26 protein-coding genes are annotated in these 23,974 nt (G+C 46.4%); 2 read left to right on the forward strand and 24 right to left on the reverse strand.

The window, feature by feature from the left end:
- Nucleotides 1–281: 281 nt before the first annotated feature.
- The 21 genes from R8O10_RS12420 to R8O10_RS12520 all read right to left on the reverse strand — a co-directional run bounded on the left by R8O10_RS12420 (nucleotide 282) and on the right by R8O10_RS12520 (nucleotide 20,765).
- Complete coding sequence (locus R8O10_RS12420; protein WP_031777229.1) at nucleotides 282–776, reverse strand: DUF2802 domain-containing protein; 495 nt, start codon at nucleotides 774–776, stop codon at nucleotides 282–284.
- Nucleotides 776–1,270 carry a chemotaxis protein CheW gene (locus R8O10_RS12425; RefSeq protein ID WP_005380507.1) on the reverse strand — a complete coding sequence of 165 codons (495 nt, stop codon included), beginning with the start codon at nucleotides 1,268–1,270 and terminating at the stop codon, nucleotides 776–778. Before R8O10_RS12425 ends, R8O10_RS12420 begins: the two co-directional genes overlap by 1 nt.
- Nucleotides 1,271–1,305: 35 nt before the next feature.
- The gene (locus tag R8O10_RS12430) at nucleotides 1,306–2,382 is read right to left on the reverse strand and encodes a chemotaxis protein CheW (protein WP_318191442.1); all 1,077 of its coding nucleotides are present in this window, start codon (nucleotides 2,380–2,382) and stop codon (nucleotides 1,306–1,308) included.
- The gene (locus R8O10_RS12435) at nucleotides 2,372–3,151 is read right to left on the reverse strand and encodes a ParA family protein (RefSeq protein WP_005380505.1); all 780 of its coding nucleotides are present in this window, start codon (nucleotides 3,149–3,151) and stop codon (nucleotides 2,372–2,374) included. Before R8O10_RS12435 ends, R8O10_RS12430 begins: the two co-directional genes overlap by 11 nt.
- Before the next feature lie 8 nt (nucleotides 3,152–3,159).
- Nucleotides 3,160–4,272 carry a protein-glutamate methylesterase/protein-glutamine glutaminase gene (locus R8O10_RS12440; RefSeq protein ID WP_238970030.1) on the reverse strand — a complete coding sequence of 371 codons (1,113 nt, stop codon included), beginning with the start codon at nucleotides 4,270–4,272 and terminating at the stop codon, nucleotides 3,160–3,162.
- A 29-nt stretch (nucleotides 4,273–4,301) separates the two neighbouring features.
- Nucleotides 4,302–6,542, reverse strand: a complete 2,241-nt coding sequence (locus tag R8O10_RS12445) for a chemotaxis protein CheA (RefSeq protein ID WP_318191443.1) — start codon at nucleotides 6,540–6,542, stop codon at nucleotides 4,302–4,304.
- A gap of 9 nt (nucleotides 6,543–6,551) precedes the next feature.
- The gene (locus R8O10_RS12450; protein WP_318191444.1) at nucleotides 6,552–7,292 is read right to left on the reverse strand and encodes a protein phosphatase CheZ; all 741 of its coding nucleotides are present in this window, start codon (nucleotides 7,290–7,292) and stop codon (nucleotides 6,552–6,554) included.
- A 118-nt stretch (nucleotides 7,293–7,410) separates the two neighbouring features.
- On the reverse strand, nucleotides 7,411–7,779 hold the full coding sequence (gene cheY / locus R8O10_RS12455) for a chemotaxis response regulator CheY (protein ID WP_017635949.1): 369 nt from the start codon (nucleotides 7,777–7,779) through the stop codon (nucleotides 7,411–7,413).
- A gap of 45 nt (nucleotides 7,780–7,824) precedes the next feature.
- Nucleotides 7,825–8,559 (reverse strand): RNA polymerase sigma factor FliA, encoded by a 735-nt coding sequence (locus R8O10_RS12460; protein WP_005380499.1) that lies wholly within the window; start codon nucleotides 8,557–8,559, stop codon nucleotides 7,825–7,827.
- Nucleotides 8,552–9,439 carry a MinD/ParA family protein gene (locus R8O10_RS12465; RefSeq protein WP_318191445.1) on the reverse strand — a complete coding sequence of 296 codons (888 nt, stop codon included), beginning with the start codon at nucleotides 9,437–9,439 and terminating at the stop codon, nucleotides 8,552–8,554. Before R8O10_RS12465 ends, R8O10_RS12460 begins: the two co-directional genes overlap by 8 nt.
- A 14-nt stretch (nucleotides 9,440–9,453) precedes the next feature.
- Complete coding sequence (gene flhF / locus R8O10_RS12470) at nucleotides 9,454–10,971, reverse strand: flagellar biosynthesis protein FlhF (protein ID WP_017635950.1); 1,518 nt, start codon at nucleotides 10,969–10,971, stop codon at nucleotides 9,454–9,456.
- 28 nt (nucleotides 10,972–10,999) lie between these two features.
- The gene (gene flhA / locus R8O10_RS12475) at nucleotides 11,000–13,099 is read right to left on the reverse strand and encodes a flagellar biosynthesis protein FlhA (RefSeq protein ID WP_318191447.1); all 2,100 of its coding nucleotides are present in this window, start codon (nucleotides 13,097–13,099) and stop codon (nucleotides 11,000–11,002) included.
- 210 nt (nucleotides 13,100–13,309) lie between these two features.
- A complete protein-coding gene (gene flhB / locus R8O10_RS12480; RefSeq protein ID WP_005380490.1) occupies nucleotides 13,310–14,440 on the reverse strand; it encodes a flagellar biosynthesis protein FlhB in 1,131 nt (376 codons plus the stop codon).
- Between the two features lie 3 nt (nucleotides 14,441–14,443).
- A complete protein-coding gene (gene fliR / locus R8O10_RS12485; protein WP_005384463.1) occupies nucleotides 14,444–15,226 on the reverse strand; it encodes a flagellar biosynthetic protein FliR in 783 nt (260 codons plus the stop codon).
- An 8-nt stretch (nucleotides 15,227–15,234) separates the two neighbouring features.
- A complete protein-coding gene (gene fliQ, locus R8O10_RS12490; protein ID WP_005380488.1) occupies nucleotides 15,235–15,504 on the reverse strand; it encodes a flagellar biosynthesis protein FliQ in 270 nt (89 codons plus the stop codon).
- A gap of 24 nt (nucleotides 15,505–15,528) precedes the next feature.
- Complete coding sequence (gene fliP, locus R8O10_RS12495; protein WP_005380487.1) at nucleotides 15,529–16,398, reverse strand: flagellar type III secretion system pore protein FliP; 870 nt, start codon at nucleotides 16,396–16,398, stop codon at nucleotides 15,529–15,531.
- Nucleotides 16,385–16,798 (reverse strand): flagellar biosynthetic protein FliO, encoded by a 414-nt coding sequence (gene fliO / locus R8O10_RS12500; protein ID WP_017820812.1) that lies wholly within the window; start codon nucleotides 16,796–16,798, stop codon nucleotides 16,385–16,387. The genes fliP and fliO overlap by 14 nt, the downstream gene beginning before the upstream one ends.
- A gap of 1 nt (nucleotide 16,799) precedes the next feature.
- A complete protein-coding gene (fliN, locus tag R8O10_RS12505) occupies nucleotides 16,800–17,210 on the reverse strand; it encodes a flagellar motor switch protein FliN (protein ID WP_005380479.1) in 411 nt (136 codons plus the stop codon).
- 58 nt (nucleotides 17,211–17,268) lie between these two features.
- Nucleotides 17,269–18,315, reverse strand: coding sequence for a flagellar motor switch protein FliM (gene fliM / locus R8O10_RS12510; RefSeq protein WP_005380478.1), 1,047 nt, complete (start codon nucleotides 18,313–18,315; stop codon nucleotides 17,269–17,271).
- 7 nt (nucleotides 18,316–18,322) lie between these two features.
- The gene (gene fliL, locus R8O10_RS12515; RefSeq protein WP_005380477.1) at nucleotides 18,323–18,826 is read right to left on the reverse strand and encodes a flagellar basal body-associated protein FliL; all 504 of its coding nucleotides are present in this window, start codon (nucleotides 18,824–18,826) and stop codon (nucleotides 18,323–18,325) included.
- 85 nt (nucleotides 18,827–18,911) lie between these two features.
- Nucleotides 18,912–20,765: a flagellar hook-length control protein FliK gene (locus R8O10_RS12520; RefSeq protein WP_047102858.1), complete on the reverse strand. Its 1,854-nt coding sequence runs from the start codon at nucleotides 20,763–20,765 to the stop codon at nucleotides 18,912–18,914.
- Nucleotides 20,766–20,862: 97 nt separating this feature from the next.
- Here R8O10_RS12520 and R8O10_RS12525 point away from each other — a divergent pair, with 97 nt between their 5' ends.
- Nucleotides 20,863–21,006, forward strand: a complete 144-nt coding sequence (locus R8O10_RS12525; protein ID WP_215666825.1) for a hypothetical protein — start codon at nucleotides 20,863–20,865, stop codon at nucleotides 21,004–21,006.
- Between the two features lie 39 nt (nucleotides 21,007–21,045).
- A complete protein-coding gene (locus R8O10_RS12530) occupies nucleotides 21,046–21,360 on the forward strand; it encodes an NIPSNAP family protein (protein ID WP_042524102.1) in 315 nt (104 codons plus the stop codon).
- 40 nt (nucleotides 21,361–21,400) lie between these two features.
- Here the strand turns inward: R8O10_RS12530 and fliJ are convergent, their stop codons facing one another.
- The 3 genes from fliJ to fliH are packed head-to-tail and all read right to left on the reverse strand — an operon-like array spanning nucleotide 21,401 to nucleotide 23,974.
- A complete protein-coding gene (gene fliJ, locus R8O10_RS12535) occupies nucleotides 21,401–21,844 on the reverse strand; it encodes a flagellar export protein FliJ (protein ID WP_005380474.1) in 444 nt (147 codons plus the stop codon).
- Nucleotides 21,845–21,850: 6 nt separating this feature from the next.
- Entirely contained in the window at nucleotides 21,851–23,170 is a 1,320-nt protein-coding gene (fliI, locus tag R8O10_RS12540; RefSeq protein WP_042524104.1) for a flagellar protein export ATPase FliI, read from the reverse strand.
- 3 nt (nucleotides 23,171–23,173) lie between these two features.
- A complete protein-coding gene (gene fliH / locus R8O10_RS12545) occupies nucleotides 23,174–23,974 on the reverse strand; it encodes a flagellar assembly protein FliH (protein WP_104979602.1) in 801 nt (266 codons plus the stop codon).

The raw sequence follows: 23,974 nt of genomic DNA on the forward strand, positions 1-23,974 counted from the left end.
AACTAAAAAATGAACGAGCCGCTATATTAGCACAGCTTAGTTATGACAAAACAGGATAAGAGGGCTAGGTTACATGTAAGTTCATGTATTTTTGTTAATTAATCATCACACTTTAATAAAATTAACTATAAGTAGTTATAAGCGCTCATTTTGAATTTGAGAGGCCAGAACTAAGAGCAAGATCGACTGAAGGTTATCTAGGGTTGTATTTAAGAAGAGCATTAGCGGCTAAAAACAAAAAAGAGGCGTAATAACGCCTCTTTTTTATCGCTTGATAACCTTTAGCGTCGACGACGTCCACGCGTTGGATATTCTGCGTCATCTGATGGCTGACCACTTAATGGTGGAATCTTCTCTTTCCCCGCCAGTTTCTTCTGAAGTGAAAGCATCAACTCAGCTTCGGCTTTTGGTAGTTCGCACTCTTCAATCAGCTCGTTGATATCAGCGCCAAGCTGAACCATTTTAGAAGCACGACTATACAAGCGACCATCAGTATCAGCGTGTTCGAGTTCGCGAATTCTCTCGTTTAAGTGCTGAATAATGTCTTGTTGCTCCGTCACTTTTTGTCCAAGACCAACAACAACCGAGCGCACTTCGAGTAACTGCTTACTCAACTTTTGCACTTCTTTATCTGCGTGTCGAGATTGAGCTCGTTGTTGGTCTAACTGCTTTTGTAACCCCGAGCGAATCCGCAGTTGCAAAACAACCAATACTAACACGATAAAAGCGACGCCACCCGCAAGGAATGGAGCAGATAAAAGAGTCTCTTCAGCCATTAAAGGTGAGCCATCTCGTCCCACTCGTCATCTGTTAGCAGCTTGTTCAAATCCACAAGGATAAGAAGCTTGCCGTCACGGTTGCTCACACCCTGGATGAACTTCGCACTCTCGTCGGTACCAACTGAAGGCGTCGTATCAATTTCAGAAGAACGCAGATAAACGACTTCTGCCACGCTATCGACTAAGATACCAATCACTTGACGCTCAGACTCGATCACTATAATACGAGTGTTGTCGGTGACTTCGCCTTCCATCAGGCCAAAACGTGAACGTGTATCGATAACAGTAACTACATTACCGCGTAGGTTGATGATACCAAGTACATAATCTGGTGCACCTGGAACAGGGGCAATTTCAGTATAACGAAGTACTTCACGAACTTGCATTACGTTGATGCCGTACGTTTCTTCTTCTAGCTGGAACGTCACCCACTGAAGAACTTCGTCATTCGATGCATCTTTCTTCACTTCTACTTCAAAAGCTTGAGACATAGTTAATCCTCGTTAATGTCGTTCCCGACTTAAATCTAATTCAGTGATTTGACATCTAAACCGGCGTTTAGCATGTCAATGAGCGCCTGGACATGAATTAAGGCACACATTTTTTCTTTTACCATGCCCGCTAGCCAAGGGCGTTTACCCGCCTGCTCACGCCAGCGAACCTTGTCGATATTAAGCGTTTCAGTCCCCATTAATTGGTTACTGGCCAACCCCCACATGCTCTCACCAAGCATGACGACATATTGGTAGTTATCTTTATAGCTATCATCACGAAGCTTATCTGCCATCACCCATTTCGCGGTATCGACGACATCAAACTGTTGCTCGCGATTTGTTTGTAGCCCCAAATACCAGGCGGGTTTTCCTATCAAATGGTTAAGCTCGCTAATGCGATGAATACCACCTAACTCATCAAGAGGTACAGCAAACGTGACACCATTCACATCAAAGTAAAGAACTTGGAAGTCCTCACTTCGCTTCGTGCTTTCCCAGACCGTTGGTATATCGGAATCTGCTTGTGTTTCGAGTTCAGTATCGACGTTCGATTCTATATTGATACTTTGTTCGATCACTGCGTGAGGTTCATCCACCTCTGGTTGAGCTTCCTCAAAAACTGGCTCATCAATCACCCAGTCCTGTATTTCCTCAACACCCTGAAGCTCAGGCACCTCAGTAAAGGTTTGTACCTCAGGCTCAGCCGCTTTTATCTCTGCTGCAATATCAATCGTATTTTGTTCAAGAATACTATCAATATCCAACTCAGCCACTGGGTTGCTTGCTTCAAGCTGACTTAATAGCCTTTGAACATCTTCCAGGTTTGGAGCTTCCAACTCTGGCGGATATGTTTCTTGAAACTGGTACGTTTCTGGCTCCGAGTATTGTAGCTGCAATTCTGGCTCTGGCTCTGGCTCTGGCTCTGGCTCTGGCTCTGGCTCTGGCTCTGGCTCTGGCTCTGGCTCTGGCTCTGGCTCTGCAGATGATACCTCTTGAGCCAACAGGTCAAGGTCTTCCTCAAGAGTCGTTATTTCAGTTTCATCATCCAGTAATGCATTAAAGTAGTCATCAAGTGCTTGTTCACTGGACAGCACATCATTACTGCTCATCGAACGCCAACCTCTCCAGATAAATCAGTAGCTGTTTATAGGCAAACACACCACGACTACCAGATGCAAAATGCGACGCTGGCAAGTGCTTTAAACTGGCATCGCGGAACTTGGTATCAATAGGCACCGCTGAGGTCCACACTTGATTTGGGTAATCTTTTTTCAGTTGCATCAATGTCTGCAATGACGCTTTCGTGCGCTTATCGTACATGGTTGGGACGATAGTCACTTTGAAACCGCCCGGGCGAGATTTTTGCATAATGGTTAGCGTACGCATCATGCGCTCTAGACCTTTCATTGCCAAAAACTCTGTTTGAACAGGAATCAAAATTCGGTCACTGGCTGCCAACGCGTTCACCATCATCACGCCAAGGATTGGCGGACAGTCAATCAACACATAGTCATAGTCTTGTGAGACAGTTTGCAGCGCCCGTTTTAAGATTAATCCCATACCACTGCGATTACCCATTACGCGATCAAGCGTGGCAAGGGACATATGCGCGGGAATGATATCCATTCCTTCCAGCTCTGTTTCTAAAATCAACGGCTTAACCGTCTCACGAGAAAACGTCTTCAACTGGAATAAATCAAATAGGCTCGAAGTTACTGCATCAGGATCATAACCGAGATAAGTAGTCAGTGAGGCGTGAGGATCAGTATCAACCATCAATACTCGATGGCCTTTCTGGCTCAATAAGCCCGCCAATGTCACTGTTGAGGTGGTTTTACCCACGCCTCCTTTCTGGTTAGCTACACTCCAAACAATCATGATGAATCCTAAGCTAGGCCAACTTCCACCAACATGCGTTCAGCAATGCGGTCAAGCGGTAAATCTTCTGAAGAAATGCCTGCTTTAGCAACCGCTTGGGGCATGCCATAAACAACACAACTTTCTTCATCTTGTGCCCAAATTGTTGAGCCTGAAGACTTCAACATGCGAGCGCCCTCACGACCGTCTGCACCCATGCCTGTCAACACTAAAGAGAGCACTTTGTCGCCATATACTTTTGCGGCAGAACCAAAAGTCACATCCACACATGGTTTGTAGTTCATGCGGTCGCCGCCATCAATAATGCGAAGACGAGCAGCGCCCGCTCGTCCATCTACCATCATTTGTTTCCCACCTGGTGCAAGGTATGCCACACCGGGCTGTAACACATCGCCATCTTGTGCTTCTTTCACTTGAATCTTACACAAGGTGTTCAAACGACTGGCAAACGCAGCAGTAAACGTTGCTGGCATGTGTTGAATCAATACAATCGGATGCGGATAGTTCATCGGCAAGCGCGTCAGAATTTTTTGTAGAGCAACGGGGCCACCTGTTGATGTGCCAATTGCCGTCAGTTGATACTTCTTACCAGAAGCACGGTACTTTGACGCAGCAGGTCGAGTTGGTGTTGGAGTCACAGGTGAAGCCGTTCTTGAACCTAATGATCGAGTAGTCGTGCTGGTACTCGCTGTTGGGCGAGCGATAGGTCGACGCATGAAAGCGCGCTTCGAGGCAATCTGAATCACACGCTGTTGAAGTAATGACACCGCTTCTTCACGGTTACGCGCAATGTCCTCAAACTTTTTCGGTAAGAAGTCCAATGCGCCCGCATCTAGCGCATCAAGCGTAGCTTTCGCCCCGTCGTGGGTCAGGGACGAAAACATTAGAATTGGCGTTGGAGCAGCGGCCATTATTTCACGTACAGCTGTAATGCCATCCATCACTGGCATTTCAATATCCATCGTGATGACGTCAGGTTTGAGAGATTTGGCTTTCTCAACCGCCTCTCTACCATTTACCGCAACGTCAATCACTTCTAGGCGCGATTCTGAGTTGATGATTTCGCTCACGCGACGTCGGAAAAAACTCGAATCATCAACGACTAGTACTTTAATCGCCATCTTATTCCTTTTAATAACGTCAGCTTTGCTTAAAGGCGTGAAGCCGCAGCATATCGCTTAAGTAAATCAGGCACATCTAGAATTAATGCAATATGGCCATCGCTAGTAATTGTCGCACCAGCCATACCTGGAGTGCCCTGTAATAGATTATCGAGTGGCTTAATAACCACTTCTTCTTGACCAATAAGCGTATCCACAACAAAACCAACGCGCTGGTTACCAATCTGTACAATCACCACGTGACCGTGACCAGTACGCTCTTGGACGTTTTGCGATTTGGATGCCAACCAGTTTTGTAAGTAAAATAGTGGGATAGATTTCTCACGCACAATAATCGTCAGCTGACCATCTACCACGTTTGTACGACTAAGATCCAAGTGGAAAATTTCACTCACCGAAGCCAATGGTAGAGCAAAAGGATGACCGCCAACACCAACCATCAGAGTCGGTAAAATCGCTAACGTTAGTGGTACTTTGATCGTAATCTTAGTGCCCTTGCCTAGCTCAGAATCGATATCGATTGAACCGTTTAAGGTATTGATCGCCGTCTTAACCACGTCCATACCCACACCACGACCAGAAATGTCAGAAATTTTATCTTTACTTGAGAAGCCAGGTGCGAAGATAAGGTTGAAGCACTCTTTATCTGTTAAACGTGCCGCCGCATCTTCATCCATCATGCCACGCTTCACCGCGATGCCACGCAGTTTGTTCGGGTCCATACCGCCACCATCATCTACGATGGATAGTTCAATATGGTCCCCTTCTTGCGATGCTGACAAAATCACTTTACCTGTGCGTGATTTGCCGGCCTTCGCGCGTGCGTCTGGCATTTCAATACCGTGATCAACCGAGTTACGCACCAAGTGAATCAACGGATCGGCCAATGCTTCTACAAGGTTTTTATCGAGATCGGTTTCTTCACCGCGCATTTCTAGCACGATGTCTTTATTTAGGTTACGAGCCAAGTCACGGACAACGCGTGGGAAACGGCCAAACACTTTCTTAATTGGCTGCATACGCGTTTTCATTACCGCGCCTTGTAGATCCGCAGTTACCACATCAAGGTTAGCGACCGCTTTGGACATCTCTTCGTTGTCGCTATTCAAGCCAAGACTTAGTAGACGGTTACGCACCAATACAAGCTCACCCACCATGTTCATGATGGTATCAAGCGTCGAGGTATCAACACGAACGGTTGCTTCAGCCTGAGGTTTTTTAACCGCTGGTGTTTTGGCTTCTTCTTTTACCGCGACTGGTTTAGATTCTGGCTTTGGTGCTGGCGCTGCTTGAACGGGTGCTGGCTTAGCAACAGGCTCAGGTTTCGCAGGGCTTTGCTCTACGTTTGCTGACGCTGGCTTCGTTGCCATATCCAATTCTTCTAGCGTTGGACCTTTACCTGAACCATGTAGCTCATCGAGTAACTTTTCGAACTCTTCGTCCGTCATTAAGTCACTGTCTTGATTTGATGAAGATGACACTGGAGCGGAAGGCTCTGCCGCTTTAGGTGGCTCTACTGGTACGGATGCAGATGCAGCAGCCTCTGCCGTAGAAGGGCTTTTTCCTACACCGTGCAGTTCATCGAGTAAACGTTCAAACTCATCATCAGTGATATCACCACTTTCAACTGATGGTGCACTCGATTGAGGCGGTTCAGATGGCGTTGTAGGTGTCGCAGACATTGAGGTGCCTGGCGCTGAACCTTTACCATGAAGCTCATCCAGTAGCTTTTCGAATTCGTCTTGGGTAATTTCATCAACAGAGCCGACACTTGATGGTGCTGACGGCGCAGCAGGTTCTTCGATGCTAGGCTCGGGAATAATAGGCTCTGGAGTAGCCACTGGTTCTTCAACTACGGTTGCCGCTACTTCATCTTCTGACTCAGGTTTGCATAGACGATGAAGTTCTTCAAGAAGCTCAGGGTCCGCAGCTTCTAACGGCTCACGATCTTGAACAGCCTGGAACTGGGTATTAACCGTATCCAAGGCTTTTAGCATCGTATCCATTAAGTTTTGCGTTACCGTGCGTTGACCGTTTCGTAAAACGTCGAACACGTTCTCCGCACCATGACAAGTATCGACTAGCTCTGCCAATGAAAGGAAGCCGGCACCGCCTTTTACGGTATGAAACCCGCGGAAAATAGCATTAAGTAAGTCTTTGTCTTCTGGGTTATTTTCTAATTCAACCAACTGCTCAGAAAGCAGCTCGAGAATTTCCCCAGCCTCAATGAGAAAGTCCTGAAGAATATCTTCGTCTAAATCGTAGCTCATACGTTACCTTTAAAATCCAAGACTGGACAACAAGTCATCGACTTCGTCCTGCGATGAAACCGCATCTTCTCTCAGTTCTGGATGAAGAATCGGGCCTTCGGCTTCGCTTGTTTGTGTATTCTTTTTATCTGCCGGTTCTGACAAAACTTGAATGTGTTCTTCAAGTTTATTTCCAGAGAATACGGTTAGGATTTCCACTAAGCGGCCTTCAACTTCATTAACCAACGTAATTACGCGGCGAATGATTTGGCCAGTTAGGTCTTGGAAGTCTTGCGCCATGAGAATTTCGGTCAACTGGCCGCGCAATTCAGTGCTGTCCCCTTCGACTTGCACTAATAGCCCGTCGATTCGGTGGCACAGTGCTTTAAATTCGCTTAATTCTATGCGCCCGTGCATGAGTTCATTCCATTGAGGACGAACTTTTAGAAGGCAATCATGCAGGTTGTCAGCGATAGGAAGGCAGCAGTCGACCGCATCCATTGCTTTGTTGGCTGCAAGCTCTGTCTTCTCGATCACATAATTGAGACGATCCCTAGCGTTAGGGATTTCGTCTTTCGCAATTTCGGTCATGCGCTGATCGAGACTGAACTGCTTGAGTGATTCGTGAAGGTCTCGAGTTAACGCTCCAATTTCTTGCAGCATTGGGTTATCGGCACCTTCGTAGATCGAGGCAACAAGCATATTGGCTTGGTCTTGTTCCCCGTTTTCTAGCATTTGAACGAGTGACTTCGCCTGCTCTAGTGAGATCATTCTGAATAGACCCTTTTACGTTTAGTTCTTCTTATCACTTTGAAAACGCTAAACGAGTCATTTAATAGGTATTTAATAATTGGTATGAATGACTCGAATAACAAAGAGAAAGAGAGAGTTATAAACGCTCGAAAATTTTATCTAATTTTTCTTTTAATGTTGCAGCAGTAAATGGCTTAACAATGTAGCCGTTTACACCTGCTTGAGCAGCTTCAATGATCTGCTCACGCTTCGCTTCAGCCGTGATCATTAGAACTGGCAGATGCTTAAGTTCTGCATCCGCGCGGATGTGTTTAAGCAAATCGATGCCTTGCATACCTGGCATGTTCCAGTCAGTTACAACAAAATCGAAGTCACCTTTTTTCAGCATTGGTAATGCGGTTAAACCATCGTCCGCTTCTTGAGTGTTATTGAAACCCAAGTCACGAAGCAGGTTTTTAACAATACGGCGCATTGTTGAGAAATCATCAACAATAAGGATCTTCATGTTTTTATTCAAAATTGCCTCCACTGAATCGTAAAATCAGTGTTTTTAGTCATTTTGTGTCCACGCACTGAGCTTGGTACGTAAACGTTGCATCGCTTGACTCAGTATTTGACTTACGCGAGATTCGCTTACGCCTAACACATCGCCAATTTCTTTCAAATTGAGTTCTTCATCATAATAAAGCGAAAGAACCAAAGCTTCACGCTCTGGAAGCTGTTTTATTGATTCAACCAGTGCTTTTCGAAATGATTCATCAACTACCCCTTTGAATGGGTTGCTGTCATCGGTTTCATCCGCCGGTGAAATCACATCATCAGAAACGCCTAAATCTTCAATACCGACTAATTTTGAGCAGTTGATATCGGTAAGAGCACTATGATATTGATCCAGTGTCATACCGAGATGCGTGGCTACTTCAGAATCAGTAGGATCTCGATTTAATTCGCCTTCCAGCTCCGCAATCGCTTGGTTAATCTCTCGATTATTTTTATGAACAGAACGCGGTACCCAATCGCCTTTACGCATGTCATCTAACATTGCGCCACGAATACGGATACCTGCATAAGTTTCAAAGCTCGCACCTTTAGAACCATCATAATTCTGCTGAGCTTCGATAAGACCGATCATGCCGGCCTGAATTAAATCCTCTACCTGAACACTCGGCGGTAAACGGCCTAGTAGGTGGTGAGCAATGCGCTTAACCAACACTGAATAACGTTCAATGAACGCCTGCTGGCTATTAAATTTGCCATGTTGGTCATAGGTTATCGCTTTATTCACCAAAAGGGTCCTCTGCGAATTCGGTACGATTTAGCAACCTTTCCACAAAAAATTCCAAGTGTCCACTTGGTGTTTTCGGTAGTGGCCACGTCAACGCTTTGTTTGCTAGTGAGCTGATAGCTAAAGCGGCAGGCGAGCGTGGGAACGCATCAACGACAATTTTTTGTCTTTTTACAGCCTGTCGTACTTTATCATCTAATGGAATACATGCTACGAGTTCAAGGCTAACATTCAAGAATCGCTCTGTGACTAGTGTCAACTTTGCAAACAATTCTCGCCCTTCACGGTAGCTTCTGACCATATTTGCTACAACTTTAAAGCGTTGAACTTGGTGTTCTTTACTCAACAGCTTGATTAATGCATAGGCATCTGTGATTGACGTCGGTTCATCACACACAACTACAACCACATCTTGAGCTGCTCGCAAAAAACTGATTACCATGTCAGAGATACCAGCAGCGGTATCAATCAGCAGGACATCCATTTCGTCTTCAAGACTACCAAATGCTCGGATGAGTCCAGCATGCTGAGCGTGAGAAAGCTCTGTCATGCTCTGTGTGCCAGAAGTTGCAGGAATTATCTTTATACCATAAGGCCCTTCGACAATCGCATCTTTTAGCTCACATTCACCCGCTAAGACATGTCCTAGATTACGTTTTGCACGAATTCCGAGCATCACGTCCACATTGGCCAGACCTAAATCAGCGTCGAGAACCATCACCTTCTTGCCTTGGCGAGCCATACAAATCGCCAGACCCAGTGTTACGTTTGATTTCCCCACACCACCTTTGCCGCCAGTAACAGCAATCACTTTGGTCAACGATGGTTGTGTTAAGCGACGGAGGCCGCTTGCTTGATCGTGTATCATATTCTCAGTCATAGTAGTCCGCCGCCTTAGAGTCCTTCACTGTCACTGTTCCAAAAGTGAGGTTCGTTCTCTGTCGACTTCTCTAACAGTTCATTTGCTTTCGCAAGCATATATTTTGGTTGCGCTATCACAATGTCTTCTGGTACGCGCTGACCATTAGCGATGTAAGCTACTGGCATTGCGTTTTGAATCACTACACTGATGAATTCGCCTAGGCTTAATGACTCATCAAGCTTCGTCATAATACAACCCGAAAGTGGTATACGTCGGAAGTGATCCAGCGTTTCTTGTAGAACACGACGTTGTGCGGTAGCCGGCAAAACAAGGTAGCTGTGAATCACTTCTCCGCTCTCTTGCATTAGAGTGTCGAGCTGCTCGGAAAGCCTCACATCTCGTTGCCCCATCCCTGCCGTATCGACCAAAATCAGTCTTCTGTTTCTTAGCTGATATATAACATCGGCTAACTCGTTAGAATCTTTAGCAACTCTTACGGGACAACCCATGATTCTTCCGTAAATTGAGAGTTGCTCATGTGCACCTATGCGATATGTATCTGTTGTCACAAGGGCCACATTGTCGGCACCGTATTCCATGGCTGCGCGTGCTGCGAGTTTCGCTACGGTTGTTGTTTTCCCAACCCCAGTCGGACCCAACAATGCGACTACGCCACCACGTTTTAAAATGTCCTGTTTAGGAATATTGATTTGATCCGCCACCAGCGACAATAACGCTTTCCACGCTCGCGCTGGCTTTGTATCTTCCGGAATATAACAGGCCATCTGGTCTGCTAACTCCGGAGAAACGCCCATTCGCTCTAAGCGCTTAATCAGCATTGCTCTTAGCGGCTCACGGCGTTCTACTTCTTGCCACATCAGGCCAGAAACTTGGTGCTCCAACAGACGACGAATTGACGTCATCTCTTCGCGCATGCTTTCTAGCTCATCGGCCGATTCGTCACGCTCATCACTTGGGCGACGTCGGTCATATCGCGTCGGATCCAGCTTGGGCGTCGGACGTTCAAATCGATTGTCCTGTGCGATTAGCTTCGCCAAAGGTGAATCTGGTTGATATGGCGCTGGCTTTTCTTGGTTGTAGCCGTCGCGATGCTTATTTTGGCGTTGCAGCAAAGCAGAGAGCGAATCTTCATTTTCCGCTACGTGATCGTCAGCATCTGCTGCACCACCGCTATATTGCTTAAGCATATTAGCGAATCGCTGCGTCATTGAGCCTGTTTTTTCATTGTTACTGTTATTACTGTTCAGGCTAATTTTATCTTCATCTAAATGACGATCTTGGTAACGATCAGCAGAAGACGATGACATTTGACGATGTTCGTTATAGCGATTCGATTGAGAAGCACCGCGATTTTGCTGTGACGCTGCGCTTGCTTGAGGCGGATTAGATTCACTATCTATCGCCGCAACAATCGCTACTCCACCAGCCACTTTCTTGTTTGACATGATCACAGCTTCCGCGCCTAACTCCTCTTTCACTTGGAGCAGCGCCGTTCTCATGTCTTTGGCAAAAAATCGCTTTATTTTCAAACTATGAATCCATTAATGATGCGTGAGATCAGTTACCCACGGCTTGCACAATTCTGATCTGTTTTTCATCCGGGATTTCTTGGTAAGACAGTACCCGGAGATTAGGTATTGTGTTCTTCACAAATTTCGCCAACGTCGAGCGTAATACACCAGAAGTAAGCAGAACGGCAGGTTCGCCTTTCAGTTCTTGTTCCTGTGTCGCTTGGCTTAGTGAAGACTGCAATCGCTCAGCGAGTCCCGGTTCAATCCCCGCGGATTCGCCTCCTGATGCTTGCATAGTTTGATGCAATATTTGTTCCAGTTCGGGTATTAAAGTGATCACTGGTAACTCAGGCTCTATACCATTGATTTCTTGAACAATTAGACGTTTAAGACTAATTCGAACTGCTGCCGTCAATATGTCAGCTTCTTGACTCTTACTTGAGTACTCAGCCAAAGTTTGAACAATCGTGCGAATATCGCGGATTGGAATGGCCTCGTTTAACAAGTTTTGTAGGACTTTCACCACCACACCTAATGGTAATTGGTCAGGAACAAAGTTCTCGACCAACTTAGGCGCACTGCGTCCCAACATTTCTAATAAATTCTCTACTTCTTCATGGCCAATTAGCTGTGATGCGTTGTTGGTCAATAGCTGGCTTAGGTGCGTCGCTAATACCGTTGATGAATCAACCACCGTATAACCTAAGGCTTGCGCGTGCTCACGCTGATCTTCTCGGATCCATACGGCTTCCAGTCCAAAAGCAGGGTCAATGGTTGGCTCACCATCAATCATGCCATACACCTGACCTGGGTTAATCGCTAACTCTTGATCCGGACGAATCTCTGCTTCGCCCACCGCAACCCCCATCAATGTAATTCGGTAACTGTTTGGGGTCAGCTCAAGATTGTCACGAATATGAACCGCTGGAATTAGGAACCCAAAATCTTGCGATAACTTTTTACGCACGCCTTTTACGCGCTCTAACAGTTCCCCACCTTGGTCTCTGTCCACCAAAGGGATTAAGCGATAACCGACTTCCAAGCCAATAATATCGACTGGCTGGACGTCATCCCAAGACAGTTCGCGCTGTGAGGAAGGTTCTGTACCTTCGTCTGCTGTTGCTGGTAAAGCGGGCTCTTTCGCTTTCTGCTTCTGCCGTTTGTCGATGAAATATGCCGCTGCACCGGCCGCGACTGCCAGGCTCAAAAACGCAAAGTGTGGCATGCCCGGTACGATGCCCATCACACCAAGAATAGCCGCAGTAATCATCAGCGCTTTTGGGTTGTCGAACATCTGGAAAACCAGTTGTTCACCCATGTCTTCATCGGTGTTTTGGCGTGTCACCATCATTGCCGCTGCAATTGACAGCAATAGCGATGGGATTTGTGCGACCAAACCATCACCGATTGTCAGTAAGGTATAGATTTCAATCGCTTCACCGAAACCCAATCCATATTGCGCCATACCGATCGACAGACCGCCGACGATGTTGATAAACAGAATCAAAATACCGGCAATCGCGTCACCTTTTACGAACTTCGAGGCACCATCCATCGAGCTATAGAAATCCGCTTCTTTGGTCACTTCAAAACGACGAACTCTTGCCTGCTCTTGGTCTATCAATCCGGCATTCAAGTCCGCATCAATCGCCATTTGCTTACCCGGCAACGCATCAAGCGTAAAGCGAGCACTTACCTCAGAGATACGACCCGCACCTTTGGTCACCACCATAAAGTTGATGATCATTAAGATGAGGAAAACCACTAGGCCGACCGCGTAGTTACCACCAATAACGACGTTACCGAACGCCTCAATTACGTTACCTGCCGCATTACCGCCTTCATGACCATGCAGTAAGACGACACGAGTCGAGGCAACGTTCAAAGCCAAGCGGAGCAACGTGGCGATCAGCAATACCGTTGGAAAAGCAGCGAAGTCCAAAGGGCGACGTGTGTAAACGGTCACTAACAACACCACCATCGACAGCGCGATGTTAAAGGTGAAGAACATATCCAGCAAAAATGCTGGAATCGGCAGTACCACCATCGCTAGGGTGGCCAAAACCATCACCGGAGCACCAATAGCTGGCATTTCACGTTGAGGGATTCGTGGCAATTTATCTGCAAACGGCAGGCTTAACTTCATACTGCGAGAGATCTCAATCGATTGAAGCGTCACGTAAGCTCTTACTATTAATACGCGACCGCTTTAGCCTAAAAGTTTAGGTAGGGTTGATAATTAAAGCGTTTTAAGCAATCTATGTACCATAATTAGCGCCAAAATAATGACTAAACACTCAAATAGAGCTTAGCTTTTGATCAAACGAGCTTTTTTAAGGCTTTACAGCTTTTCGTATCAATGACGGTGCTCGGGCGGGATTGGCAAATCATAATCTTGAATTTTCGGGCGCTGTCCACCTCGTTTTCGGTATTGCTTCAATTGGAATACAAATGCCAAAACCTGAGCGACGGCAGTAAATAACCCATCGGGGATCTCTTGCTCGAGCTCTGTCGTGTGGTACAACGCACGAGCCAAAGGTGGTGCGGGCACAATCGTAATGTCATGTTCGCGGGCGACTTCTCGAATCTTCATCGCCATGTGGTCAGTACCTTTAGCGATCACGACTGGCGCACGGTCTGTCTTCTGTTTATAACGAAGCGCTACCGAGAAGTGCTCTGGGTTAGTAACAATAACATCAGCTTGAGGAACGTCCGCCATCATTCGACGTTGAGCCGCTTCCCTTTGCAACATACGAATACGGCCTTTCACTTCCGGCTTACCTTCAGTCTCTTTGTATTCGTCTTTGACTTCTTGCTTGGTCATTTTTAACTGATCGGCGTGCTGCCAAATTTGAAATGGAATATCGATGGCAACCACAATCAATAGCGAGCAACTGATCAGCAAAATAAAGTTCAGCAAAATATCTAAAGCATGGAAGATGTTTTGCGGATACACATCCATGCTCAATTGAATCAGATCGGCCTGTGATGCTTGGATCAAATAGATGGCGACACCAGTGACCAGAACCACTTTAAGGATTGATTTGATCAACTCTACCCAGCTTTGCATGCCAACCATTCGCTTTAAGCCGCTAAGCGGATTCATTTTCGACAGCTTGGGCATGGCCGCTTGGGCAGAAAAACTGATTCCTCCCACACCTGCTGCTCCAATCATGGCGGCGGTAAACAATGTCGCTAACACCAAAAATAGTGGGAACAACAAATCACTCATCGCGCCCAAAGCGATATCAAACAGTTTTGCAGTATCGAAAATCTCTTCTCGTTGAAGATCAAATAAACGGCTCATGATGGAAAACAATGAACGTGCTAACGCCTCGCCAAACCACATCAATGAAATGGCGCCAACGATCAGCACAGATGCTGATGCAAGCTCTTTAGATCGAGCGACCTGCCCCTTTTCTCTGGCTTGTTGTAACCGTCGGGGCGTGGCTTCTTCGGTGCGTTCCTGACCGTCTGATTCTGCCAAATCTTAGCACTCCAAGCGAATGAGCCGACAAATCTGCGCCTCACCCACTGTCCAGAACATTTCATAATGACTGTATAGACCAGCCAGTATGTACCAACAAAGTAATAGACCCACCATCAAAGCAAAAGCAAAACCAAGCGAGAAGATATTCAGCTGTGGTGCGGCACGGGTCATTACACCAAACGACAAGTTAATGGTCAGTAGTGCAATAATGCCGGATAGAGACATACTCAATGCCGTTTGGAACATAATACCAAGCCAGCCTGCCATTTCACGGAAATCAACCGCGTTGAGCGAGCCGGAGCCAATCGGCAAAGTTTTAAAACTGAACACCACCAATTGCAGCATTTTTAAGTGTCCATCGGTGGCAAGGAAAAACATTGTCGTTAAGAACATGAATAACTGACCAAGCAATGGCGTGTTCTGACCATTTGCGGGATCGACCATAGAAGCAAAGCCCAAACTTGATTGCATACCCAATATTTGACCCAGCAGGACAAAGGTTTGAATCATAAATTGAGTAACCATACCCATCGCTATGCCGATGATCATTTGCTCGGCAATGGTCATGAAGCCACGAAACGAGAGTAGCTCAATGTCTTGAGGTACGGCGGGGATAGCTGGCATGACAGCGAAAGTGATGGCTAAACCGAGGTAAAGGCGGATTCTTGGCGAAACAAATCGGGCCCCGGTTACTGTCATCACCATCAACATGGATGAGATACGAACATAGGGCCAGAAGTAGTTTGCGATCCAATCTAAGACAACGCTAGTGGGGTACTCCATAGGCGCCTCTAATAAAGCACCTGAGGTAAGCGTTCAATCAAGCCATAGAAATATTCCATCAACATTTGCGTCATCCAATGCCCAAACAGCATCAGGGCCAAAAGCGTGACAATCAAACGCGGTAAGAAGCTCAACGTTTGTTCGTTGATGGATGTCGCAGCTTGAAAAATCGCGACTACAAGGCCGATAAGCAAGCTTGGGATGATAATAGCGCAGACCATGATAAGCACCATCCAAAGTGCTTCACGGAAAAGCTCGACAAACATTTCTGGTGTCATGTCTTATCCTCTATCTGCGCTTATCTAAAGGGCAAAGCTGCCCGCAAGTGTCGAGAGTATCAAGTTCCAACCATCGACCAATACGAACAACATCAACTTGAACGGCAACGAAACAATCATTGGTGACAACATCATCATACCCATTGCCATCAGTACCGAAGCGACTACAAGGTCAATAATCAAAAACGGCAAGAAGAGCATAAAGCCAATTTGGAATGCAGTTTTTAGCTCTGAGGTGATAAAAGCCGGAATCAACACCGCCATCGACACATCTTCTGGATTCTCGACTTGCTCTCCTGACATGGTTACGAACGTCTCCAAGTCTTTGATTCGGGTCTGCTTAAGCATAAATGCTTTCATTGGCGCTTGTGCAGCATCAAACGCTTCTCGCGCCGTGACTTGCTCGTTCAAATAAGGCTGAACAGCTTTGTCGTTGATTTCGTTCAGGACAGGGGACATAACAAAAAAGGTCAAAAACAGCGCAATACCAATAATAACCTGATTAGAAGGCGTTTGTTGCAAACCCATTGCCTGACGCAATATCGACATCACCACCACAATTCGAGTGAACGAGGTCATCAGAATCACCATGGCAGGCAAGAAGCCAAGCATGGTCATTAACGCTAAAATTTGTAGTGTAACCGAGTAGTCTTCACTGCCATCAGGGTTCGTGGTCATGGTGAATGCTGGAATACCACCGCCACTAGAAACGGACATAGCACGGCTAGCACCAGTATCACTTTGCATAGCCTGAACTGTAACACTACTTCCATCGGCTAAGTTATCTGGCAGCGCTGACTCCTCTGCTTCAGCAAAGGTAAATGAAGAAAACAGCACGCCGACAAAAAGTAACAACGTACTCAGGAGCAAACGAATTGGATTACCCTTTGTCATGTTTTTTGATCAGCTGGCTAAATTGAGTCGCAAAAGCATTGGTCGCCAACTCTTCCTCTTTCAGTGGCTTATCTAACTTGGCTAAAGTTTGGATCGATTGGCTAGTAATCCCAACCAAAAACTGTTCTTCACCCACTTGAACTACTGCGATTCTTTCTTTTGTACCCACTGGCAACTGACTCACTATACGCAAGCCCTTTTGTTGTCCCATCGCTGGCACTTGCATACGTTTCAGCAACCAAGCCAGCAAAAGAATCACGCCGATTACAAGCACAAGCGAGCCAAGTGTCGTCGCAAGATCTAGATTATTTGGTGCGGCAGCAAATGCATAAGGAGCACTTAGTATTAAGCTCAGTGCTCCAGTGATTTGCTTCAATCGCATTTTGATTGAACGACTCATCTTAACGCAGCTTCTTAATTCGTTCAGTTTGGCTGATCACATCCGTCAAACGGATACCAAACTTATCGTTGACGACCACGACTTCGCCGTGAGCAATCAAAGTACCGTTAACCAATACGTCGAGCGACTCACCGGCTAGACGATCCAATTCAACAACCGAACCTTGGTTAAGCTGCAACAGGTTCCGAATGCTAATTTGAGAACGACCGACTTCCATCGAAATCGTCACCGGGATATCCATAATAGTGTCGAGTTTACGACGCTCATCTTCGCTAATTGGGCTTGAAGTGTCTTTTAGCTCTTCCAGTGGCGCAGCCAATACTTCATCTACGTCTACAGAAGGGGCAGACGGGTCTTCGCCAAGAGCGGCTGCCCATTCGTCTGCTAGCTTTTGATCGTCACTTGGTTCCATTTTTCTATCCTGTGTTACGCCTTACTCATGCCATAGCATGTCTGTTTAATAAGGTATCTTAATGGTCTATATCGTCTTCACTCTCAAGCTCGGACATGATGTCTTTACCTAAGAAAGCTAAATCTGTTTTGACGACATGTGGGCGCTCAATTTCCTCAGAAATTTGCACCGCTAATTTATCTTCCGAACGACCCATTTTTACGCGATAGGTCGGTAGGTCTTCTACAAACATCGTCGCATGTTCTGGCATTTCAATCGGGATGATATCGCCCGGTTGCAGCTCCATGAGATCACGCAAAGAAATGTCTTTTTCGAGCAAGTTCACACGGAAGTTAACCGGACAATCCATGATCTCTTCACGTAGTGCTGAGCTCCAGCGAACGTCCGTTTCCATCTTGTCGGACTGAACACCTGCATCCAATAGTTCACGGATAGGCTCAACCATGGAGTAAGGCATAACGACATGAAAATCGCCGCCACCGCCGTCAACTTCTATATGGAATGAACTCACGACAATCACTTCTGTCGGGCTGACAATGTTTGCCATGCTTGGGTTTACTTCAGAGTCGAGATATTCGAACTCTACCCCCATCACTGGCGACCACGCTTCTTTATAATCTTCAAATACAATTTTCAGTAACAACTGAATGATGCGGCGTTCCGTTGGGGTAAATTCACGGCCTTCTATTTTGGCGTGGAATCGACCATCACCGCCAAAGAAGTTTTCTACCAGAATAAAGACTAAACGAGCCTCCATGGTGATCAACGCAGTGCCTTTTAACGGACGAAAACGCACCATGTTCAAACTGGTTGGCACGTACAATGTGTTCTGGTATTCACCAAACTTCATCATCTGCACGCCATTGATCGACACCTCTGCCGTTTTACGCAGCATATTAAACAGACTAATACGCATGTGCCGTGCGAAGCGCTCGTTGATAAGTTCGAGCGTCGGCATTCGACCACGTACGATTCTGTCTTGCGACGAGAAATCAAAATTGACGGCGCCCTCAGTGTCGTTTTCTATCGGTTCATCGACGTCATCAACATCGTCAACCCCATGCAATAGCGCATCAATTTCGTCTTGGCTTAATAGATCGGTCACGTTTTACCTATTGAATAACAAAATCTGTAAACAGTACTTTTTCAATCACTGGCTTACCGACCGCAGCATTCAGCGCTGCTTTGATATCTTCGGAAGCACGATCGCGCAATTCCACTCGTCCTGTAGGAGAGCGCAATTGATCAACCGTCGCGGAAGCAAACGTTGATAGCATAGAGCTTTCAATCAGTGGCGAGTGATACCGCGCCAACTCTTCATTTTCTGCACCGCGAACCATTAACTGCGCTTTAATTTGAACCAACCTATCGCGGCTATCCCCAGTAACGTTAAATACAAATGCCTGAGGAAGATTCACATACGCGATGGGCGCAGCATCCGATGCCTTCACTTGAGCCTGTTGAGACGATTCAGCCTGAGCAGGTTCATCAGAGCCCATTAGAAAAAATGCCGCTGCCCCGCCACCAAGTAGTAATACTACAACAGCGATGATGATGATAAGTAACTTGCTTTTTCCTTTCGGCGCATCGGCCCCTTGTAACTGTTCTTCTGCCATTCTTGTCTCTTATTGTTCTTTTGAGTTACCAAGACGTTTTAGTGAGTTGCTTGGTAACCGTATGCCATTGCCGTTAAACGGCCTTTTATGCGTAAAAACTAATTCCATCACGCTTTGAAGCGACATTCAAATCCAGATTGACATCAGATTCAAAACCCTCTTCGGACTGTCCAGAAAAACCGCCACTTTGCGCGCTTTGACCATGTTGTTCAGCAGTATACCTACCTTGCTGTTGCCCGCTGTTTTGTTGCTGGACGGAAGAATCAGCCAGCTGCATACCTTGTTGCGCTAGCATTTCTCTCAAACGAGGGAGCGTCTGTTCAATAATGTCACGAGCTTGCGGGTTGTTCACTGTAAAATGTACATTGGCAACGTCGTTATTCATGGTCATACGAATTTGCATACGACCTAACTCTGGTGGATCAAGACGAATATCGAGATTTTTCAGATTCTTCGACATCATCATTTGCACTTTTTCCGCAACTTGCTCGTTGGCTAGCTCTTTAGTTAGTTGCAACGGAAGCTGAGCTTGTTGTGCAGCATCAATACGCGCTTGTTGCTGCACATTAATTCCTTGCTGACCTGCCATAGCCTGAAGTTGTCCAGCGAAGCCATGTTGGAGGTCCGGCTTATCTTGTTTATCCGCAGTCGCCTTTAGCGCACCAGTCTCCAATGCTGCGTTCATCACTTTCTGGCTAATCTCTCCGTCTTTCACACCTTGAAGCGACGTCGGCACTTGCGCGGCTATCAACGTATCAGGCGTTGGAGATAATGCGACTTTTTCTCCACTATGAGCAGTTTGTGGCTGGGGTACTTGAGCCGCTGTATGCTGGATTTGCTGAGACACTGCCATAGGTCCAGCCTGGCGAGTTAAATTATGTTGTACTTGTTGCTCTGCGAGAATCTGTTTAATGTCATTAGGGAGCGCAACAAATTGGGCAAGGTCTTGATCAGGAATATCCGCCGTGATCCTTCCTTGTTTCAACCCTTCAATGATCTGAGCTTCTTGCTGAGTCAGTGGTTTTCCTTGCGCCAACTTAGTATCTATAACTTCAAGTTCATCCAAGGATACTCGTGGAAGCGCGTCGATGTTGGAACAATCAACATCTGTTAACAACGGCGACAGATCATTAGCTACTTCACCACTGACTGCGCTCTTAGTCGTCGGATGGCTGGCTTGTTTCGCTAGCTCTTGCCAAGCAGCAAACTCAGACGAGAGTTTGTCGACATCGATAGGTTGACCATTCTTATCTAAAATTGGCTCTAAGTCTTGCCCTGGGATCAGCTGTGCTTGTTCAAGAGAATGAACTGATGGCGTTTCATTCAAAGCCAGCTCATCAAGGTTTGTCGAAACGGTTGCTTGCTCGTGGAACGAATGCACTAAATTCGCGCTCTGAGGCAAAACTTTGCCACTATTGATGGATGCATTACTCGCATTCAGGGTTTGATTCGCTTGTTCAATTCGGCCAAGAAGCTGTTGTCCTTCGCCCATAGTGCTTTTTACGTCCATTGTATTTGATGGGTTGCTCGTATCGATTGATGTTGATTTCACTTTTTCAATAGCTTCAACATCATTCTCCAAAGGTGTGCTGTTACCCGCCTTTTGTAAACTTGCTTCTTCACTTAAGGTTGCATTCGGTTTGTTTGCTGATATTTCATCAAAACCATGGGTCTCGTCACTGACGGATTCTTGGCTTTCTTGCGCCAACAATTCGTCCGAGACGTTAGCAGAAGAAGTACTGCCTACATCCGCTCTTTCTTTTTCTTCAACCACTGTCGATTCTGTTGCTACTTTTTCGGGCTTTTGTTTACCAGCAAACGCATCGGTTAACGTTTCTAAAAATCCCTTGCTCTCAGTGCTCTCTGCGGACGCTTTAGCGGACACATCAGAAACTGGCGTCTTGGTAGTCGCAGATACATGGGACAAATTCACACTCATTTAGAAACTCTCGTTCTCGTGGCTCTGAGCGTATCGCTGACAGACAGCAATACTGGCGGCAAACAAAGGTCAAAAAGACCCGACACTGACAGCTAAAATGCAAAAATCACACCACAATATTGAGTCAATTCTCGGTAAGCTAATAGATGGCATGTTTATGGAACAAACATCAACAGTACTATCCGAGAACCTGGTTCCTAACATGATGTACAGCTACTTGATTGACTTTGAAAAACGATAAGCGTAAACAGACATTTGACTTAACAATTAAGGAATCACTTTGAAGATCACAGAATTACGCCAATATAGAATCAAAGCAGGCAAAACAGAACAGTGGCTAAGTTGGATGAAGGAAGAACTGTTGCCCTATCAACGTTCACAAGGCATGCGTGTACTGAATACTTACGTCCACACTGGTGATGATGGACATGACTATTTTGTTTGGCTTAGAGAGTTCGACAATGAACAAGCACGCCAGACTCTCTACGAAAAAACATACAACGAGTGGTGGGTTCGCGAGATTCGACCGAAGGTATTTGAGCTAATTGAACAAGACTCAATCAAAGTTACCTTACTTGAATCGGTAGAGATGTAGTCAACTGCAACACCGTAATGCAATATCGAACCGATAACCTTTAGAAACGATGTGGTTTTCGACTGTAAAGTAAGGTGGAAAACTCGTCCATTTGCTTTTGTTCGCGCTTAGCTTCAGCAAGTTGTTTCTCTTTTTCGCGTTTGTCTATCATCCACTCATAGGATTTGCGTTCTTTACGCACGGTTAACCAATATTCTTTACAGTTTTCAACCTGCTCTTTGAAATGACTTTCTGCTTGCTTTTGCTTAGATAAAGTCTCATCTAGCTGGGTAAGGAATCGATTTAAGTGTCCATATTGACTTGCCGTTAGGCCCGCCTGACCACGGTCGACGAGTTGCTGGCAATAATCAAGCCGATACTTTTCAATTTGTTCAACCTGACGGTAATAATCTTCGAGTTCAGAACGCGCTTTGTTCAGTGCAAGCACAGCTTGGTCTTCACGATCCTTAGTTTGCTCAAGTAGAAACTCCATCGCATTATTCACGCGCTATCACCCACCCAAAATGTTTCTAAGCATATTGATGCACATATCGTATGGCACCGATTCTTTCATGCTCTGCTGCAAGTATTCGTCTAACTTCGGTTTCAAAGTAAATGCGCCATCAATAGCAGGATCGGTACCCGGTTTGTACGCTCCAATCGAGACCAAATCTTGATTCTTGCGACAAATAGACAAGACCTGTCGCACCGCTTTTGACATCAGAACGTGCTCTTCGGTCGTGATTTGCGGCATAACACGGCTCACCGACTTCTCGACATCAATCGCCGGATAATGGCCTGCATCCGCCATTTCACGAGAAAGTACAATATGGCCATCAAGAATGGCTCGCGATGCGTCCGCTATCGGATCTTGCAAATCATCCCCTTCGGTCAACACGGTAAAGAACGCCGTAATCGAGCCTTGTTCGGCACTTCCATTACCCGCTCGCTCAACCAGCGCTGGCAGCTTGGCAAATACAGAAGGCGGGTAGCCTTTCGTCGCTGGCGGCTCACCAACAGAAAGTGCGATTTCACGCTGTGCTTGTGCAAAACGAGTCAACGAGTCCATCAATAGCAGAACATCTAACCCTTGGTCCCGGAAGTATTCAGCAATCGTTAATGCCGTTTGGCACCCCTTTAAGCGCATTAGAGGTGAAGCATCGGCAGGCGCCGCGACCACCACTGAGCGGCGACGACCGTCCTCACCCAAGATCTCTTCGATGAACTCTTTAACTTCACGTCCACGCTCACCTATCAGGCCGACGACCACAACCTGTGCGGTGGTGCCTCGCGTCATCATGCCAAGCGTGACCGATTTACCCACACCAGAACCTGCAAACAGACCGATACGCTGACCTTTACCAACCGTCAACAAACCATTGATAGCTTTTAGGCCAACATCGAGCGGTTCAGAAATTGGCTTTCGAGCCAATGGGTTGATTGGTTCGGCATTAAAAGAGGCACGGTGATCGGTATACAAAGGGCCAAGTCCATCAAGTGGATTCCCAACCCCGTCTATCACGCGCCCAAGTAACTCCATGCCGACAGGCAAACCAGCGTCACTGGTTAAAGGGGTGACTCTCGCGCCAGGTAAAATGCCCGTAATTTGTTCGCTTGGCATTAAAAATAGGTTGTCACCTGAAAAGCCGACAACCTCGGCTTCCATCTGACCTGACATGGTTTCCACTAAGCATAAACTGCCAATTGGTGCGCGACAGCCGGTTGCTTCCAACGTTAACCCAACCACACGCACCAGTTTGCCAGAGGCGACAGGGCGCGTCGTAAGGCCTTCAACTTTGTAGCTTTTTAAGCGGTCAGCGAGTGCTTGCATGGATTACTCACCCTCTTGATGACGGTTTGCGCCACAAAAGCTGTGCAATACGCTTTTGACGCGTTCTTCCATGCGATAATTAATGCTTGATTCACCTGCTTCAATCTGGACGTCACCTCGATTGAGCGATGGCTCAGCAACTAACGTCCAGTTGCGACAATTAAGGTCTTCTTCACCATAAGCTGAACGAATAATCGCGACATCTTCTGGATTCAGGTGCAAGGTAATAGGGTGGCCTGATATTGGTAGCGCTTCGACCGACTGCTTCACCGTATCTAAAATAATTTGAGGGTTGGTTTGTACTTCAACGTGCACCACTTCTTTAACTAAACAGAGCACCATATCCACCAGCTGCTTTTCAACCTGAGCATTCATCAACTCCAAAGGTTGAGCAAACTGATTGGCCAAGTTCATGAAGGTTTCAACTTGCTGCTGAATGTATTCTTGCCCTGCAGTTACCCCTTCAGATTTTCCGAGCTCGAGACCTTCAGCATGGCCGGCTTGCAACCCTTCTTCTTTACCTTTGTCGTAACCTTGCTTAAAGCCAGCTTCCTGACCTTGATGTAAGCCTTCTTGATAAGCACCTTGCTTAATCAGTTCAATTTGTTCTTCGGTTAGCGCAAGTGGCTGCTCTTCTTCAGGCTCATCAAAATTCGGCACCCATCCCGGGTCATAGTTGAACGCGGTTTGTTTTGCTTGTTTGGCTTTAGGCTCGCCATAATCAGGCAGCCCCCAACGTTGAGGTTCGATCATCGAATCATCTTCATCAGGACGGATAAATCCACGTTTTCTATCGCCAGCCAT

Origin of the sequence: Vibrio sp. 1727, assembly GCF_033344415.1 — a bacterium.
GTDB lineage: Bacteria > Pseudomonadota > Gammaproteobacteria > Enterobacterales > Vibrionaceae > Vibrio > Vibrio alginolyticus.

Bases quoted from the DNA above. Each gene is read 5' to 3' on its own strand.
- fliN (WP_005380479.1), bottom strand. From the start codon at position 17,210: ATGGAACCAAGTGACGATCAAAAGCTAGCAGACGAATGGGCAGCCGCT.
- R8O10_RS12525 (WP_215666825.1), top strand. From the start codon at position 20,863: ATGCAAAAATCACACCACAATATTGAGTCAATTCTCGGTAAGCTAATA.
- R8O10_RS12520 (WP_047102858.1), bottom strand. From the start codon at position 20,765: ATGAGTGTGAATTTGTCCCATGTATCTGCGACTACCAAGACGCCAGTT.
- flhA (WP_318191447.1), bottom strand. From the start codon at position 13,099: ATGAAGTTAAGCCTGCCGTTTGCAGATAAATTGCCACGAATCCCTCAA.
- R8O10_RS12435 (WP_005380505.1), bottom strand. From the start codon at position 3,151: ATGATTGTTTGGAGTGTAGCTAACCAGAAAGGAGGCGTGGGTAAAACC.
- R8O10_RS12465 (WP_318191445.1), bottom strand. From the start codon at position 9,439: ATGACTGAGAATATGATACACGATCAAGCAAGCGGCCTCCGTCGCTTA.
- R8O10_RS12420 (WP_031777229.1), bottom strand. From the start codon at position 776: ATGGCTGAAGAGACTCTTTTATCTGCTCCATTCCTTGCGGGTGGCGTC.
- fliL (WP_005380477.1), bottom strand. From the start codon at position 18,826: ATGGCAGAAGAACAGTTACAAGGGGCCGATGCGCCGAAAGGAAAAAGC.
- R8O10_RS12425 (WP_005380507.1), bottom strand. From the start codon at position 1,270: ATGTCTCAAGCTTTTGAAGTAGAAGTGAAGAAAGATGCATCGAATGAC.
- R8O10_RS12440 (WP_238970030.1), bottom strand. From the start codon at position 4,272: ATGGCGATTAAAGTACTAGTCGTTGATGATTCGAGTTTTTTCCGACGT.
- cheY (WP_017635949.1), bottom strand. From the start codon at position 7,779: ATGAAGATCCTTATTGTTGATGATTTCTCAACAATGCGCCGTATTGTT.
- fliI (WP_042524104.1), bottom strand. From the start codon at position 23,170: ATGCAAGCACTCGCTGACCGCTTAAAAAGCTACAAAGTTGAAGGCCTT.
- R8O10_RS12430 (WP_318191442.1), bottom strand. From the start codon at position 2,382: ATGAGCAGTAATGATGTGCTGTCCAGTGAACAAGCACTTGATGACTAC.
- fliP (WP_005380487.1), bottom strand. From the start codon at position 16,398: ATGACAAAGGGTAATCCAATTCGTTTGCTCCTGAGTACGTTGTTACTT.
- fliQ (WP_005380488.1), bottom strand. From the start codon at position 15,504: ATGACACCAGAAATGTTTGTCGAGCTTTTCCGTGAAGCACTTTGGATG.
- R8O10_RS12450 (WP_318191444.1), bottom strand. From the start codon at position 7,292: ATGATCTCACTAGAGCAGGCGAAGTCACTCGTTCAAATGCTAGAAAAC.
- R8O10_RS12445 (WP_318191443.1), bottom strand. From the start codon at position 6,542: ATGAGCTACGATTTAGACGAAGATATTCTTCAGGACTTTCTCATTGAG.
- fliR (WP_005384463.1), bottom strand. From the start codon at position 15,226: ATGGAGTACCCCACTAGCGTTGTCTTAGATTGGATCGCAAACTACTTC.
- fliO (WP_017820812.1), bottom strand. From the start codon at position 16,798: ATGAGTCGTTCAATCAAAATGCGATTGAAGCAAATCACTGGAGCACTG.
- fliH (WP_104979602.1), bottom strand. From the start codon at position 23,974: ATGGCTGGCGATAGAAAACGTGGATTTATCCGTCCTGATGAAGATGAT.